The following is a 16,559-nucleotide window of genomic DNA, read 5'->3' on the forward strand; positions in this document are numbered from 1 at the left end:
AAAACTTGATCTTAGGGCTTATTCAGTATAATTTGCCTTACTAGTGACCAAAAAGCATACAAAAGGTGATCATGTGACTTTAATATGTCCTGCCCGTAGGCAGTTATTGTTAGGCCTTAGTGGTGTGGCATTATGTTCCTTTATTCCCTCAAAAGCGGTTGCCAGCCGTTCAACCAAAGGGATCCGCGAGTTAAGTTTGTTTAATCGTCATACTGGCGAGCGCGATGACGGTAGTTACTGGGTAGATGGTCATTATCAGAGCAAGGTGTTAGACAATTTTAATCATTTGCTGCGGGATCATCGTCAGAATGTGGCAGCACCTATGGATAAGCGCTTATTTGATTTACTCCACTCGCTCAAAACAACCTTGAATACCAACGATGAAATCCATGTGATTTCCGGTTACCGTTCACCAAAAACCAATGCCATGCTCGTGAGCCACAGTGGCGGAGTTGCTAAGAAGAGTTATCACATGCGCGGCATGGCGATGGACATAGCGATCCCTAGCGTTAAACTAAAAACCCTCAGAGAAGCGGCTTTATCCCTGAAACTCGGTGGTGTGGGTTATTACCCTAATTCTGGCTTTGTGCACGTCGATTGTGGTCCGGTAAGGCACTGGTAGCAATGATCTGTTGTTGGATCTGCTGATAAAAATCTTGTTCCAAGGCTTGCGATTCGATCAAGTAATGTCTGAGCAGCGGGATAAATTGTTGATTGAGTTTGTTCATTTCTCTATGTTGTTGCCAATCACAGATCAATAGGCTGAGACGTTGTGAAAATTGATATTGTCTTTGCCTCTGTGACTCAATATCGACAGACTCAATAATTTGCATAAGTAAGATCAAGCTGCGGTTTTTTTGTTGGGTGCAGGCAAGCAATTCTAAGAATTTTAATTCGAGGGTATTTTGCTGATAAGGAACGGTTTCGATAAGAGAGACGAGTTCACGGGCCAGTTGGCATGAAAGTCTATTTTCTTGTTGTAACTGGTATAGCGCATGACGCATTTTTTGACACAGCAGTTATCGAAATTTGCCCGAGCTTAACAGGCTTCTCAATTTCCCAGTGTGATCTAGATCTCGTGTTTTTTGTTTGAGATCAAAGCCTTTTCTCTGCCGTAACAGCCAAGATACAAGTTCCTCAATTTGATAAATAGCGGTCTGTTTTGCTAACGCTGACGCCGATAAATAGAGGGTTTGCGGTATTCTTGTGCGCCTTGGGTATCTATGTTAGTATTCGCGCGCTTTATATGAGCCGTCATTGGTCGAAAATGCCGGCAACTTTTTACTCTAAATTTAAGTGAGAAACACATGTCTTACACTATCCAAGCACAAACCCGCACTGAAATAGGGAAAGGTTCGAGCCGCCGCCTACGCCATGCTGGTAAAGTACCTGCTGTTATTTATGGCCAAGGCAAAGAGCCAGTTTCTATTGTTTTTGATCACAAAGATATCATTAACATTCAAGCTAATGCTGACTTCTACACTTCTACTCTGACTATCGTTGTTGATGGTAAAGAAGTGGGTGTTCGTGCACAAGCTATGCAACGCCACGTGTTCAAGCCAATCATTGAACATGTTGACTTCGTTTACGCTTAATTGTCGTAACTGAAGCAAAAAGCGCCTAAGGGCGCTTTTTTTGTGGCTGATTTTTAGTTGTTTGTATTTATGGGTAGACACTTAGGCTTTACCCAAACAACCTCAACATACTGTAACGCGTATTTTGAGATTGTTTGGCTAGAGTTTTCAGTGTCAATATCTTGGTATTCATATGGTTACTTGATATTGAAGTTGTAATAGATATCAAGTGATTGGCCTAAAGTGCCTGACACGGTTTCTAGATAGAGTTGTGAGAGTAAGTAATACCTGACTGTCATTTCGTAACCAGGGTTAAATACACCTACTCCGTATTTCACCATTAAGTTATCGCCGATAAAGCCACTGATCGCCACACGCCCTTCATCATTAGTGTCGAGTTGCACGTTAGAGAAACCAAACTCTTCAATGAGTCCTGTCGCGGTATTCCCTAGGTTGTTAATTGCGCCACCGCCCACCTGTGATCCTAAACCGAGTGCAGCCCCCATCATCAGCGAGTTATTTTGCTCATTATTGGCGCTGTTAAAGCCACTGCCTTTGATAATGTAAGACAAGATTTCGGCCTGCTCTTTGGCGGGATTGGAGAATAAGGTCACCACTGGGCGTGATGGCGTGCCTGTGACGCGTACACCTGCCACTAAGTCTTCAGTCTTAATTTCCCGTATTGCTTCAATATTCAGGTTTGGTAATGACGTTGGCCCCACAAATTGCACTTCACCAGTGCGGATTTTTAGGGTTTGGCCCATAAACTTGTAGCTACCTTGATTGACTTTGATATTACCGAAGAGCAAAGGAGGACGGAAAGCTTGCTGCTGTAGCTTTAAGGTCCCTTGGAGTTTACCTTTGAGGCCCATACCATCAATTCTGAGTTCGTTCCCCACACTGATATTCAGATCTGCAACGATGGCGTAGGGGCTAGTTTTAGGCTGAGTGGCGGCAATGGAGTCGTCAAATACCACGTCTTCGGAGGCTGCGACACCGCCTTCCGCTAATGGCACAATTTTAATGTTGCCAGAAGGTACTGCTATTTTTCCTTTTACTGCCAGTTGCTTACTGTTGAAGGTTAAGTTGATCTCGGGGGAGACATCGAGAATAGCCAGTGGCGGTTGGATCACGGCGAGCTTATCGCCTTCGAGGGCTAACTCGCCACTAAATTGACCTTGGGGCCATTGCAGTTGACCATTCACTCTACCTAAACCATTGCCCATCATCCAGCGTCCCTTAAGCTGCGCTTGTTGACCCGCAAATGACATCGACATGTCAATTTTGTCGATTAATGTTGGGTTTGCAGTTAGGGCTAAGGCGCCCTCAGTTAAGGCCATGCTCCCCGATACTTCGGGCGCATCTAGACTACCCGCAAAGTTAAGTTGACTCGTTAGCAAACCTTGCACTGTATTTAATTGAGGGAAAAACTCCCCAAGTGGCTGCAAGTTGATTTGCTTGATATTGGCATAACCTGACAGAGTGCGATCAGGTGTGACATTGACGTTAATCTCACTCTGCCAACTGGCCACGCCTTCTGATTCAAAATCTAAAACCGTCGCCAGCCGTTTTGCATCTAAGGTCGCTTTTAATGACAGGTTTTGGTAATTAATGGTGACTTCACGATTTTTATCCCGTTTGAGCATAATGCTGCCGGGAGCAAAATCAAAGTTCACATCGGCAGTAGGCTTACGGCCAGCAGCCCATGCAACATTGGCTAATAGCGATGCAGGGCCATTCCAACGCATATTCGTTGGTAATATTGGGACAAGTAATTGCCCTGGATTACCTGAGTAGCTCACCTGTGCACTGCCTTTTTTACCTATTGGTGTATTACTGTTTAGGCAGATACGGCTATTGGGATTCATGAGGCAAAAGGGCGTAATGCTGCCTTGATTCTTGATTTGGTCCCAAGCCAGATTAATGGTGTTATCGAGCTGCCATAGGCCTACGGGCGTGTTGAGATTTAAACGATCAACATCGAGCTGTAGTCGTGACTTCTTCACATCGTATTGGCTGCTCATCGTTGCATCGAGCCCAAGATCGCCCGTGGCGTTGAGAGTGAGTTTTTGAGCGTTAATGGTACCTTTCGCCCCGAGTGTCACTGTATCTAAATTTTGTTCTGCAATCTGTAAGGTTTTTGATTTTAGCGAGATAGCAAATTCATGTTGATCTAGCGGCTTGTAATAGGCCTTTAAATTAGATTCCTGCAGTTTAATGTTTTGATAGTAAAGTTCTGCCAGCTGCGCTGTAAGCTCGACCTGGGGGTGTTTCTCGTCACCAGTGACATTGATCTGCGCCTGTAGTTGGCCGCTGGCCTTAGGTAACCACAGGCCAAAGTCGGGCACTTGTAATTCACCTTGGAGATTCCAGTTGGCATTGGCTTCGCCTTTGAGTGCCAGAGTTGAACCTAGTACTTTGGCGTTCAGCCCCTTAGCACTGACATACAGGGAATCATTCACACTGATATCCCCTGTAATATCGAAGGGATAACCTTGCAAAGTGCCAGTGAGCTCAGTATCGCTCAGGGATACTTGCCAACGGGGGTCTGTAAATGAGCCTTTAGTGCGTAATTTTCCTGAAATCAAACTGTCCGGTAAACCCGTTTTACTTTGCGCTGTATCCGTTTGTGGCAGCTGTATTTCTTGCAATTTGACGTCATTGATCCAGAGATTGGCGTTCCAGCTAATGGCTTTTTGATAATCGAGTTCGCCTGTGAGTTTGACCTTACCAATCGCGCCCATTACATCAAGGTTATTGATGGTTAACTTAGCATCTTGATGTTGGATGTCAGTGTCTATGTCGAGCACTTTGTGAAAGGGTGTGATCAGTTTGCCAGTAAGACTCGCCTCTTGCCGATTGAGGTCGCCTTGGCTATCGAGAGTGGCATTGCTTACCGAGTATTGAGGGTTCTTCAGTGGCCACTGAAGCCGTGTCTGTTCAAGTTTCACCTTGTAGGGCAGGTTAGGGTCTTGCAGTGTTATTTGGCCATCTAGCGTAAAGTCGGCATCGCCCTTGGCGACGGCATTCACCTGAAGTTGCCCTAAACTTTGGCTCAGCTTTAACGTTAATACTTGATGAGTGAGCTCTGGCAATTCGACTAGTTGGTTAAGGGTGAGATTTGCCTCTAAATCGAGTGGATAATCTTTATCCAGTGTTAGGCTGCCTGTGATATCGGCGCTGCCATCGGTGTGGCTAATGGCGAGATGGTGTAAGGTCAATTGGTATTCACGGAAACTGCCTTGTAGTTCTGCATGGCTAAAAACATCTTTACGATCGCCGATTTGCAGTGTGGTGTTGTCTAGCGTTAGGGCATTGACCGTCACAGGGAAAGGCATAAATACCTGTGGCAATTGTGCTAAAGCCCATTCAGCCTCTTTTGGTAGCGACGGACTGGCCGATGGTGTCGGTGTTGTTCCCGTGGCCGTGTTGGGATCTGCTGCATTCGTTACCGTTGCCGTGCTAGTTTGTGTTGCTACATCGGTTGATGCAGGGATCAGTACGAATAATCCTTCGCTGGATAGCTGTTTAACCGACAAACCTTCGGTAAACCATTGTGCTTCTGCGTTAAGACGATTAGCGGTAAATTGCATATCATCCACTTGGATATTAACGCCATTGAGTTCAGCAGAATCTAAAACAATATCAAAGGGTAATAGGAGCTCGCTGGGTTCTTCATCAAGTGGCGCGACTGGCGCTTCGTTTGAGTCTGCAGAAAGCGCTAGGGTATCAATAGTGACATCGACTTTGGCCGCAGATAAGCTATTCACGCATAAGCGTTTTTGTAGCAAACAGGCGGGTTGCCACAGTAAATGCAGATCCTCAAGTTGCACGTTCATTCCGGCCATAGACCAAGCCGCGTGAGATAGGGCTAAGTCTTTGTTAATAGAACCAGAGGTATAAGTCAGTTCAAGATCGGGTACAAATTGATCGGCTAAACCCACGGTAATGCGCGAGCCAAATTCAGTGCCGAGTAATAGGGCGATTAACACTAAAAGCCCTAATGGCACATAGATAATAATCCGAGTCCAGAGTTTGAACTGCCGCCATAGTCTTTGAATGAATGACATCGATGGGGTGACAGAGGTCACTATGGTTTCAGTGGCTTCGGCTTCATTGGCTTCAATGATGGGATTATCAACGATATCTTGTTCGCTTGGCTTATTATGCTCTGGGGGCTGGCTCATAGATCTGTCCCCATGGTTAGGTGAATTCGCCATGATCTTTCAATGGTCTCAGTTTCTTTCAATCCGACCCCTAAATCTAATTTGATTGGACCAATCGGGGAGATCCAATGGATACCGCCACCGACAGATACGACAGGTTCAAATTGATTATTATCGAAGGCGTTACCTGCATCGATAAATGTGCCGACCCGCCAAGTGGGGGTCACATAATATTGATATTCCAAACTACCAACCATTAAATAGCGACCACCGATAACCTCGCGATTGGTTTTTCCATCGTCAGCAACATAGTCTAAATAGGGGCCGAGTTCTTGATAACCATAACCGCGGACACTCTGATCGCCACCGGCAAAATAGCGTAGTGATGGTGGGATAGAGGCAAGATCATTTTCGTTAGCTAAGTTGGCGGCTAAATCAATACGAGCGACGATTCTGTGGTTATCGAAGAAGGTATCAATCCATTTAAATTTAGCTTGCAAGCGTGCTAGGCGGGTTTCTGATCCTAAATAGGGATCGGCATAGTCTAGGCTGTAAATTTGTCTAAACCCGGATTTAGGATCCAGTGAGTTATCCCCCCGGCTAGTCCGAGAAAAGTTAATTCCTGCCAGATAAAATGACGGCATATAATCGACGTCAGACTGAGTATATTCTTCGCGTATGGCCTCCAACGAATAACTCATTAGCCATTGATTTTCTAGTCTTTGCTGACGTAATAGCCCCAGAAGGTACTTAGTCGACTCGAGCTGGCCTGTGTTACTAAAATCACGATTCTCGGCATCATATACTTGAGTCACACCGTATTTGTCCCGCAGCAAACCGAGGCGGATCTTTAATTGATCGTCTAAGGGATGTGTGAGCGGAATCGTATAAGTGGTTAATAACTTTGGTCTATCGGGCGACCATTCGAGACTGGTTTCTTGGGAATGCCCATATTTATTGATTTGTGGTGTACGCCAAGTCACGCGCACCCTCGGATCAAAGGCTTGATCTGTTTTGCCAATATCACCACCAAAACCAAGTTCAATTGCGTGACTTGCCTTAGGCGTTAATTCGACTCGCATTGGAATATGGTTATCTTCGACGTTATCGATTTGCGGGATCACTTTGATATTGGCGAAATAACCAGTATCTAATAACTGACGATTCAAGGCGCTTACACGGCGAGTTGAGTATGAAGCACCTTCTTTAAAGGGGATAAGATCCTCTAATATATCGGGTTCTAAGTTATGGCCATCGAAACTGACTTGGCCAAATCGGTAACGTTTGCCTGAATCAAAATGCAAACTTACCTGTGCGGTATTAATATCGCGGTTAACTTTAATTTGTGATTCAGTAAATTCGCCATCGAAGTAACCTCGTGCCAAGGCTAAGGTGACGAGTTGCGATTTTACGTCGCTGTAAACACCGTGATTTAACACATCGCCGGGTTTAATGTTGACCTTTGCGAGCCATTGATCGAAGGCTCGGTCATCAAGCATTTCACCACTAAAATTAATATCGACCCACTGAACAATGGTTGGCTCGCCGGGGCTGATTTCAAGTTTTAATTCCCACGGTCCCTTGTCATGCTCAATCAGCTTCTCTTCTACTTCACCGTGATAGTAGCCCATGGATTCTAAGGCGGTGCTGATATTGTCATCGACATTAAACAAAAAGGCACGGCGCTGCACCTCAGATTCAGGTAAAGCGCCTAAGTGAGCAACTATGTTGCTTCGAAGCGCTTCATTCACGCCTGTAACAGATAATTTGATAAAATCATCTGCTGCCGCGACTGATGTGACTGAAATCAGACTCAGAAACAAGCAAAGACGAATGTAATGTGAGGTGATTTGCAAAAATGGCTGCACTTTATAGTCCCTGTGATTTGGCATCATTGTCGCCAGAATAAAACCAACAGGCAAGGAGATGATTGAAATTACACGATGAAATGGTTACAAAGGACGCTACTTTTTAAGGGGATGTAAAGAATGAAAACAAAATTAGCCACCTTTAGTTTAATTATTTCGGGCCTACTTTTTATGTCACATAACACCTTTGCCAATGATAAACCGTTCGCCATTGCGATCCACGGCGGTGCGGGGACGATTTCTAAAGCTAATCTCACCCCTGAACAACGCCAAGCCTACAAAGATAAGTTAAAGGAAGCGGTCGATAAAGGCTCAAAAGTCTTAGAGGAGGGCGGTGACAGCTTAGTGGCAGTACAAACCGCAATTAATATCCTTGAAAATAGTGCTCTGTTTAATGCTGGTATAGGCGCGGTTTACACCTATGACGGCGGACATGAATTAGATGCCTCCATTATGGATGGCAAAACGATGAATGCCGGTGCTGTCGCTGGAGTGCGTCATATTGCCAATCCAATTGACTTAGCCTTGGCCGTGATGAATAAATCTGAGCACGTGATGCTCTCGGGCGCAGGAGCGGAAGAATTTGCCCTGACTCAAGGCTTTACTTTAGTGCCAAACCATCATTTTGATACTGACGAGCGTTATCAGCAATTACTCGATACACGGCAAAAACTGCAAGTTGCGGCTAAATCTGAACAAGTTGCTAATGTTGAGATGAAGGACCTCGATTACAAATTTGGTACCGTTGGTGCTGTCGCCTTAGATAAAAAGGGTAACTTAGCTGCAGGTACATCGACCGGTGGTATGACGGCAAAACGCTTTGGTCGTATCGGTGACTCTCCTGTCATTGGTGCTGGCACTTATGCTGAAAACGGTGTTTGTGCCGTATCTGCAACGGGTCATGGTGAATTCTTTATCCGTTACCTCGTCGCGGGGGATATTTGTGCCAAGGTGAAATATCAGCAAAAATCTATCATTCAGGCTGCAGATGAAGTTATTAATCAACGTCTTATCACTGCTGGCGGTTCGGGTGGTGTGATTGCAGTCGATCAGCGTGGCAATATTGCTACGCCATTTAATACCGAAGGTATGTACCGCGCCACCCGTAGTAATGGTGAGCCAGCCCAAGTGCTAATTTGGCATGATCAATAATGTCATTTGTAGAAGCATCTAGGTTTATAACTGACATGACTTAGAAACGTTAAAACTTCGAAACCTTAAAAAGCGAGTGCCGCAAAAGTGGACTCGCTTTTATTTTTATATCTTAATGGTACTAATATATTGAAAAATAACCAGATAAAGATCATTAAGCAGTATGGCTTATGATGTTTATCTGAGTGGTGCGGTTTGAGTTGGCCTAATAATTACCGCTGTTTTAACCTTTGAAATTCAAATCTAGCAGTGTAGAAGCCTAGATGTCTATATATCTAAAAGATCTATTATTACTGTTTAATATATCAAATAGTTATTAATTCATTATCCATCGACCCATTAAGGCATAGAATCCGGCTCAGACAATGCATTAAATGGGAGTCATTGATGGAACAATTACCGATATTGAATTTAAGTGATTGGCATGCCGGTGGACAACGTCGTAACGCTTTTATTACTAAGCTTGCCGATGCTGCCAGAAGAATAGGGTTTTTCTATCTCACGGGCCACGGCATTGAGCTTGCTAGACAGCAGCAAGTACTTCAGTTAGCGGCAGATTTCTTTGCGCTGCCCGTCGTAGATAAACTTGCGGTGAAAATGGCTAATACACCGCATTTTCGCGGTTATACCCGTTTGCAAGGTGAATTGACCTTAGGGAAACCGGACTTACGGGAACAGTTTGATATCATGCAAGAAGAAGTGGCTAACCCTCAGCAGTCTGATGTGCCTATATGGTGGCAGCTACAGGGGCCTAATCAATGGCCGTCACAATTACCACAGATGAAATCGACTTTATTGGCATGGCAACAGGATTTAGCCGATACCAGTGTCACACTATTGAGGGCTTTAGCTGTTGCGCTGGAGCAGCCAGAAAGCGCCTTTGATGCCACGATTGAAGCGGGTCCTTATCAGCATATGAAGCTTATTCGCTATCCCAGCGCGGATGGACAGACTTCTGGCCAAGGCGTAGGGGCACACAAAGATCCTGGCTATTTGACCTTAGTGCTGCAAGATAAGCAATCCGGTTTAGAGGTTCAGACTGACAACGGTTGGTTAAGCATACCGCCATTAGAAGACGCCTTTGTGGTGAATATAGGTGAATTACTTGAGTTGGCTTCTAATGGGTATTTAAAGGCAACCAACCATAGGGTGGCAAGCCCGCCTGCTGGGGTCGAGCGCTATTCGTGCGCCTTTTTTATGGCGGCGCAGTTGAATGCGACAGTTCCTTTGTTACCTTTGCCAAAGCATCTGGCGAACCAAGCTCAAGGACCGGCAAGCGATCCATTAAATCCTCTTTTCCACCAAGTGGGCCAGAACGTATTAAAAGGGCGTTTACGCTCTCATCCCGACGTTGCTCAAGCACATTACGCCTCATTCGCTCATGCCATTTAATGGTTATTAGGATCTATTATGCAATTTAAAACTAAATTACTTCACACCCATTATGCCGCTGATAACTCGACGGGCGCTCTTACAACTCCTATCTATCAAAGTAGCACCTTCGCCTACGGTAGTGCCGAGGATGGTCGAGCCCGTTTTGCAGGTGAGCAACCGGGCTTTATCTACAGTCGCATGGCGAATCCGACAGTGCAGGCGCTTGAATATCAATTAGCACAACTGGAAGGGGCTGATGAAGCACTCGTTGTTGCGAGTGGGATGGCGGCAATCAGCAGTATTTTCTATGCCTTAGCCAGTCAAGGTGATGAAATCGCATTTATCGACCCGGTATATGGTGGCACTGCGGCATTTTTAATCCAAACGTTAACCCGCGCGGGTATTACTGTGCGCCGTTATCAAGACGATGATCATTTGTTGGCAGAGATTACCGCCGAAACAAAAATTATTTTATTTGAGCCCATCACCAATCCGACCTTAAAAGTCAGTGACTACCGTAAGGTTAAGCTTGCCGCCGAAAAAGTGGGCGCTATAACCATTTGTGATAATACGTTTTTAACCCCGTATTTATTCAAACCGCTGGAACATGGCATTGATATCGTGATGCACAGTGCCACTAAGTATTTAAGTGGCCATGGCGATTTAATCGCAGGTGTTGTCGCTGGACCTAAGGCATTAATGCAACCTATTCGCACTATAGCGCTTAAACATATCGGCGCTGCGATTGGGCCACAGGAAGCCTATTTATTGCAGCGAGGCTTACGTACCTTAGCACTTAGAATGGATGCTCATCTTGCGGGCGCGGCTAAGGTCGCCGCTTTTCTTGCAACCCATCCGAGCATTGCAAAAGTTTATTACCCAGGGCTAGCAGAGGATCAAGGTCATCAAGTTCTGAGTGAAACCATCAACGCCTTTGGCGGTATGGTGAGTATTGAGCTCGAAGGGGGTTTTAATCGAGCGGCGCAGTTTTTAGATCATTTGAACTTGTTTACTCAAGCGGTCAGTTTAGGCGACTTAGAGAGTCTTGCCTGTCACCCAGCAAGTACCACCCATGCTGCTATGGATGCCGCAAGTCGGCTAGCTTCAGGGGTGAATGACAACCTGATTAGATTGAGCATTGGCGTCGAAGATCCTCAAGATTTGATTGCCGATCTTGAGCAAGCCTTAGCCATTTAAGCATATTGATACTAGCCATCCCCAGTTAAATTGATTGGGGATTTCAAACGTATAATGTTATTAATTTCGTCTATCTAAAGTTAATTTCCGTATTTTTTACGTTTTTTTTACGCGTCAGAATTGTTTTCGTCTGTTAAAGTGCAAATCTGTATGACATAACGACTTACATTTTGATGGACAAACTAAGTGTTTTTAAACTCTCTGTTAGGTTGAGCTTTATTTCTGAGTGCCTACTCGCTATTTGCTTGTATTTACCCTCTTGGAGGGTGTCATCTAAAGCATTATTATTGTACTCCAACTCGTTGTCGTTATGATTACACTTCAATGTTGTTTTCAATATACGTATATGGCTGTATTTGTTGAAGCTATTCGTGTTTATTTTTTATTTAATGTTCCTTGTTATTCTCTCCCAATGATAGATGTGGCTGTTTTTATCAATCTAATCACTTTTATTGTCATAGCCATTGTCGCGACGATAAGTCAACTTGCAATCCACCTTAGACGACAAAGAGTATTAGGGGACGATCTATTTCCTAACCTAACTCTGTTATCGATAGCATATAATTTTAGAACAGGACGTGAGCGCTTGTATTTTATGATACCTAATAAATTATTCATTAAGTCTTTCACGATAAATATCTAAAGGTGAGTTGGAATGATTGCAGTCAGTGGAATACAGAAATCTAGCTCTCGATTTCATACCATAATTCATCTATGTAGCTTTTTGATTGTCATATATAGCTTCACCATGTTGATGCCTATCGCTGTTGCATTATTTTATAAAGATGGATATATCACTCCATTTTTAATCACATTCCTCCTTTCCCTTTTTATTGGTGTGGTCGGTTGGAAGATGACAAGTGAGGAAAATAAAAATCTGCAAAAACGTGATGGCTTCATGGTCGCTTGTTTATTTTGGCTGATATTTTCCTTAATGAGTGCATTACCTTTTCTTCTTGATAGACGATTGGACTTGAGTTTAACCGATGCCATGTTTGAAGGTGTGTCTGGCATTACGACGACTGGAGCCTCGATTTTTTCAGATATTGATGAACTACCCAAATCGATTTTATTTTATCGAGCACAGCTTAATTTCCTTGGTGGGTTAGGGATAATTGTTTTGGCTGTTGCAATTATGCCATTTCTTGGTATTGGTGGCGCAAAATTATATCAATCTGAGATGCCAGGTCCCATGAAAGAGGAAAAGATGACGCCTCGCCTTGCGGATACGGCTCGAAATTTATGGGGGCTTTATAGCGTACTTGCCTTAGGTTGTGCAGTTGCTTATAAACTTGCAGGAATGAATTGGTTTAATGCCATATGTCATAGCCTATCTACCGTTTCATTGGGTGGATTTTCCACACATAGCGACAGCTTAGGATATTATAACAGTGCTGCAATTGAGCTTGTGGGTGGTGTGTTTTCAATACTTGCAGCAATCAATTTCGCCTTATACTACATAGTGTTAGTTCGGCGAAGCTTCAAGCCTATTTGGTATAATGCGGAGGTTCGATTTTTTATTCTCATATTATCTATCGTTGTTGGGATCGCTTGTTTAGAGCTGAATCGTACTCAAACTTTTGATATTAAAGATTCATTGGTACATGGATTTTTTCAAACGGTTTCAGTTATGACGGACAATGGATTAGGCTCTGCAGGTTATCCTAATTGGCCCAGTCATATTGTGCTTTTATTATTAGGCGCGAGCTTTTTTGGTGGATGCTTTGGTTCTACTTGTGGCGGTATTAAAGCTGTCAGATTTTTACTTTTGTACCGTCAAGGGATCCGAGAAATTCATCAATTGGTTCATCCTAATGCCATTTTAACGACAAAGATCAGTGGCCAAGTCGTTTCAGACAGAGTCATTCGCTCAGTATGGGGATTATTTTTCCTGTACATATTTTTTACTTGCGTTTTTGTATGGGGATTGGTCGCCATTGGACATGATTTTGCCACCGCCTTTGGAACTGTCGCCGCGTGCATTAATAATATGGGGATTGGTTATGGTGACACTGCATCTGGATTTGGCACGTTAAAAGATGCGGCTAAATGGCTGATGTGTGTCGCTATGCTTTTTGGGCGATTAGAAATATTTCCTGTACTCATTATTTTCTCACGGGCATTCTGGCGATTTTAATTTTAAGTGTATTTTATGGTTGATTTGTCGAATTGACTGGGAGGGTCATTAAATGAAATGGTTATTAACATGTATATTACTCATTACGCTAGTAGGGTGTCAGAAATCGCCAGTTTATACCAAGTTAGAAGGCCTTGCGCAGGGAACGAGTTGGCATGTGACATTTTGGAGTAAAGACAAGTTAAATAGTACAGAGATAAATCGCGAGATTGAGCGGCAATTGGCAGAAATAGATCTTCATATGTCTACTTACCGTTCAGATTCGGTGATTTCTCGTTTTAACAGTATGCACTCCGCTATGGCGGTCGGGGATGATATTTTAGGGCTCATAGGGATAGCCAAGGAGGTCACTTCAAAAACGGAGGGTTGTTATGATTTGACCATTAAACCATTATTCGATTTGTGGGGATTTACCCATAATCAATTAACTATTCCTACAGAAAGTGCACTTCAACAGACATTAACCTATGTTGGCTTACATCATTTAAGTATTGATAATCAAATGTTAACTAAAGATTTGCCAGAGGTACATCTTGATTTATCTTCGATTGGACAGGGATATAGCGTAGGCAAAGTTGCAGATGTGCTAAAGCGATACAATATCGATAATTATTTGGTAGAGATTGGCGGTGAAATGGTCGTACACGGCAGTAAGCTCAACGGTTCTGCTTGGAAAATCGCGATTGAAAAACCGCTGCCAGAACAGCGAACAATGCAAAAGGTTCTGCTTATTGATTTCCCTCAAGCGATCATGACATCGGGTACATATCGTCATTATTTTGATCATTTAGGGCAGCGTTATTCACATATTCTTGATGCGCGAACCGGTAAACCCGTAACCCATAACACAGTATCTGTAACTGTATTGGCAACGGATCCGGCTAGAGCAGATGCTTGGTCTACAGCGCTATTATGTTTAGGAAGTCAAGAAGGATTAGTCGTCGCTAATCAGAATGATATAAAAGCATTATTTATTGATGACAATAAAGGTGTACTTAAAGAGATTAAGACTGATAGCTATAATAAAATGAAAAATATAGAGCTTAATTAATCTACAATATCATCGCTTGGTCATGTGTTAATGCCAGTTAGTATTTCTAGCTGGCATTTTTATTTTACTTTTATAGCTAATGCCATGGTTTATTGTGGCCTTATTTACCACTGATTATGATGACTTTTACGTATTCTTTACGGGATTAGTCATTTGAACTCTAGAGACTTTACGCGGTTAATTCATATATTTGTCCTGTTACTCACTTTCTTAAGGACAAATTATATGGACTGGATATTTCTAATACTTTCCATAGCACTTTTCATCTACTTAGCAGTGGCAATGTTTGCCCCTAATAAGTTTTAGGAGTCGTTATGTTTGAAATTACCCTTATTTTTACTACTGCGCTTGGGCTCGCATGGCTGTTGGGATCCTATATGACAGGAGTTTTCTCTGGTCAGTCCCATTTTTCAGATCGTTTATTTAATCCCATTGAAAAGTGGATTTATCGGGCTATAGGCGTAAATGCCCATTCGGGGATGACATGGAAATCTTATGGTGCGGCGTTTCTTATCAGCAACTTGGTACTTGGCATTTTGGCGTTTCTTATCCTTAAATTCCAACATGTGTTACCACTTAACCCCGATGGTATAGGACCATTATCTTGGGATCTGGCGTTGCACACTGCGGTGTCATTCCTCACCAATACCAATCAACAGCACTATTCCGGGCAGGCTCAGCTCAGTTATCTATCCCAAGGATTTGTCATTGTCACGCTGCAATTTGTCACTCCAGCCATGGCGCTGGCTGTTTGTGTGGCGATTTTGCGGGGAATGTTAGGCGGGTTGAATAATGACAGCGCCAAAGAGGGCGAGGCTCGAAATCTGGGTAACTATTATGTTGACCTAGTGCGCGGTGTACTCAGACTTATGCTGCCATTAGCGGCTATTGTGGCGCTGTTACTGACTTGGCAAGGCGTACCGAGTAGTTTTGACGGTGCGCAAAAAGTGAACACCTTAGATTCTGCATCACCTATTACTGAGCAGGTCGTTCCGATTGGCCCCGTTGCATCTATGGTGGCCATTAAGCAGTTAGGTACTAATGGCGGGGGCTGGTATGGCCCCAACAGTAGTAACCCGCTAGAAAACCCAACGCCAGTCAGTAATGCAATCGAGACCATTGCCTTAGTGCTGATCCCTATGGCCGTCGTCTTTATGGCTGGTGGAATGCTAAGACGCAAAAAATTTACCTTGATGGCTCTGGTTGCTATGGGTTTATTGAGCGTCAGTTTTCTTGGGGCAACTGTGTACAGCGAGTTGCAACCCAACGCCGCCTTTGCGGGATTAAGCGCCCAAGGGCCTAATATGGAGGGTAAAGAAGTTCGCTTTGGACCTGAGCTATCGGCGCTATGGGCTTCTTTTACCACACAAACCTCTAACGGTTCGGTCAACGCCATGCACGATTCCTTCAATCCAATAGGGGGATTGATGACGCGATCAGGCATGCTACTCAATGCGATATGGGGCGGTATTGGCTGCGGTTTTGTTAACTTTATCGTTTATGTGTGGATTGCTGTGTTCTTATCGGGATTGATGATTGGCCGTACGCCAGAGATATTTGGTCGTAAGCTCGAAACCCGTGAAATCACCCTTTTGGGAAGTCTATTAGTTTTACCTACCTTGTGCGTCTTAGGTTTGACGGCGATCACTGTGGCTATCCCGAGTATTACGGGCAACAGTAACCCCGGCTTTCATGGGATTTCGCAAGTCTTTTACGAATATACCTCCGCTTTTGCTAATAACGGTTCGGGTTTTGAAGGCTTAGGTGATAACACGCCTTGGTGGAATATCAGTTGCGTTATCGCCTTACTGCTCGGTCGATACCTGCCGCTGTTTTTACCGCTGGCGATTGCGGGGATGATGTCGAGTAAAAGAGTGAGTCCCGACAGTAACGCGAGCTTGAAGCTTGAGAGTCCCACCTTTTGTTTCACCCTTATTGCTGTGATTTTAATCATTAACTTCCTGTCTTTCTTACCTGCGGCGGTATTAGGGCCTATTGGCGAAGCTTTAGAACTTGCCACTATGAGTTTGGAGAAATAGT

12 protein-coding genes are annotated in these 16,559 nt (G+C 44.0%); 9 read left to right on the forward strand and 3 right to left on the reverse strand.

What is annotated here, in order from left to right; translation table 11 throughout:
- Positions 1-73 precede the first annotated feature (73 nt).
- Positions 74-622: a DUF882 domain-containing protein gene (locus AAA952_RS13230; protein ID WP_028760165.1), complete on the forward strand. Its 549-nt coding sequence runs from the start codon at positions 74-76 to the stop codon at positions 620-622.
- Here the strand turns inward: AAA952_RS13230 and AAA952_RS13235 are convergent.
- Positions 573-1,004 (reverse strand): hypothetical protein, encoded by a 432-nt coding sequence (locus AAA952_RS13235; RefSeq protein ID WP_106650352.1) that lies wholly within the window; start codon positions 1,002-1,004, stop codon positions 573-575. The genes AAA952_RS13230 and AAA952_RS13235 overlap by 50 nt on opposite strands.
- Positions 1,005-1,307: 303 nt before the next feature.
- Between AAA952_RS13235 and rplY the strand changes: the two genes are divergently transcribed.
- Positions 1,308-1,595 (forward strand): 50S ribosomal protein L25, encoded by a 288-nt coding sequence (gene rplY, locus AAA952_RS13240; RefSeq protein WP_028760163.1) that lies wholly within the window; start codon positions 1,308-1,310, stop codon positions 1,593-1,595.
- 176 nt (positions 1,596-1,771) lie between these two features.
- Here rplY and tamB read toward each other — a convergent pair whose 3' ends face one another.
- A complete protein-coding gene (tamB, locus tag AAA952_RS13245; RefSeq protein ID WP_338257646.1) occupies positions 1,772-5,761 on the reverse strand; it encodes an autotransporter assembly complex protein TamB in 3,990 nt (1,329 codons plus the stop codon).
- Positions 5,758-7,608: an autotransporter assembly complex protein TamA gene (locus AAA952_RS13250; protein ID WP_028760161.1), complete on the reverse strand. Its 1,851-nt coding sequence runs from the start codon at positions 7,606-7,608 to the stop codon at positions 5,758-5,760. The genes tamB and AAA952_RS13250 overlap by 4 nt, the downstream gene beginning before the upstream one ends.
- A gap of 120 nt (positions 7,609-7,728) precedes the next feature.
- Between AAA952_RS13250 and AAA952_RS13255 the strand changes: the two genes are divergently transcribed.
- The 7 genes from AAA952_RS13255 to kdpA all read left to right on the forward strand — a co-directional run bounded on the left by AAA952_RS13255 (position 7,729) and on the right by kdpA (position 16,558).
- Positions 7,729-8,760 (forward strand): isoaspartyl peptidase/L-asparaginase family protein, encoded by a 1,032-nt coding sequence (locus AAA952_RS13255; protein WP_219252678.1) that lies wholly within the window; start codon positions 7,729-7,731, stop codon positions 8,758-8,760.
- Between the two features lie 387 nt (positions 8,761-9,147).
- Entirely contained in the window at positions 9,148-10,152 is a 1,005-nt protein-coding gene (locus tag AAA952_RS13260; protein WP_338257651.1) for an isopenicillin N synthase family dioxygenase, read from the forward strand.
- An 18-nt stretch (positions 10,153-10,170) separates the two neighbouring features.
- Entirely contained in the window at positions 10,171-11,331 is a 1,161-nt protein-coding gene (locus AAA952_RS13265) for a trans-sulfuration enzyme family protein (RefSeq protein ID WP_338257653.1), read from the forward strand.
- 655 nt (positions 11,332-11,986) lie between these two features.
- Positions 11,987-13,468, forward strand: a complete 1,482-nt coding sequence (locus tag AAA952_RS13270) for a TrkH family potassium uptake protein (protein ID WP_049821715.1) — start codon at positions 11,987-11,989, stop codon at positions 13,466-13,468.
- Positions 13,469-13,520: 52 nt separating this feature from the next.
- Entirely contained in the window at positions 13,521-14,519 is a 999-nt protein-coding gene (locus AAA952_RS13275) for an FAD:protein FMN transferase (protein WP_338257656.1), read from the forward strand.
- Positions 14,520-14,744: 225 nt separating this feature from the next.
- On the forward strand, positions 14,745-14,825 hold the full coding sequence (locus AAA952_RS22380) for a potassium-transporting ATPase subunit F (RefSeq protein ID WP_105252297.1): 81 nt from the start codon (positions 14,745-14,747) through the stop codon (positions 14,823-14,825).
- Between the two features lie 8 nt (positions 14,826-14,833).
- Positions 14,834-16,558 (forward strand): potassium-transporting ATPase subunit KdpA, encoded by a 1,725-nt coding sequence (gene kdpA / locus AAA952_RS13280; RefSeq protein ID WP_131525162.1) that lies wholly within the window; start codon positions 14,834-14,836, stop codon positions 16,556-16,558.
- Position 16,559 lies beyond the last annotated feature (1 nt).

Source organism: Shewanella sp. M-Br, assembly GCF_036245925.1.
Classification (GTDB): domain Bacteria; phylum Pseudomonadota; class Gammaproteobacteria; order Enterobacterales; family Shewanellaceae; genus Shewanella; species Shewanella oncorhynchi.

Bases quoted from the DNA above. Each gene is read 5' to 3' on its own strand.
- AAA952_RS13235 (WP_106650352.1), bottom strand. From the start codon at position 1,004: ATGCGTCATGCGCTATACCAGTTACAACAAGAAAATAGACTTTCATGC.
- rplY (WP_028760163.1), top strand. From the start codon at position 1,308: ATGTCTTACACTATCCAAGCACAAACCCGCACTGAAATAGGGAAAGGT.
- tamB (WP_338257646.1), bottom strand. From the start codon at position 5,761: ATGAGCCAGCCCCCAGAGCATAATAAGCCAAGCGAACAAGATATCGTT.
- AAA952_RS13255 (WP_219252678.1), top strand. From the start codon at position 7,729: ATGAAAACAAAATTAGCCACCTTTAGTTTAATTATTTCGGGCCTACTT.
- AAA952_RS13260 (WP_338257651.1), top strand. From the start codon at position 9,148: ATGGAACAATTACCGATATTGAATTTAAGTGATTGGCATGCCGGTGGA.
- AAA952_RS13265 (WP_338257653.1), top strand. From the start codon at position 10,171: ATGCAATTTAAAACTAAATTACTTCACACCCATTATGCCGCTGATAAC.
- AAA952_RS13270 (WP_049821715.1), top strand. From the start codon at position 11,987: ATGATTGCAGTCAGTGGAATACAGAAATCTAGCTCTCGATTTCATACC.
- AAA952_RS13275 (WP_338257656.1), top strand. From the start codon at position 13,521: ATGAAATGGTTATTAACATGTATATTACTCATTACGCTAGTAGGGTGT.
- AAA952_RS22380 (WP_105252297.1), top strand. From the start codon at position 14,745: ATGGACTGGATATTTCTAATACTTTCCATAGCACTTTTCATCTACTTA.
- kdpA (WP_131525162.1), top strand. From the start codon at position 14,834: ATGTTTGAAATTACCCTTATTTTTACTACTGCGCTTGGGCTCGCATGG.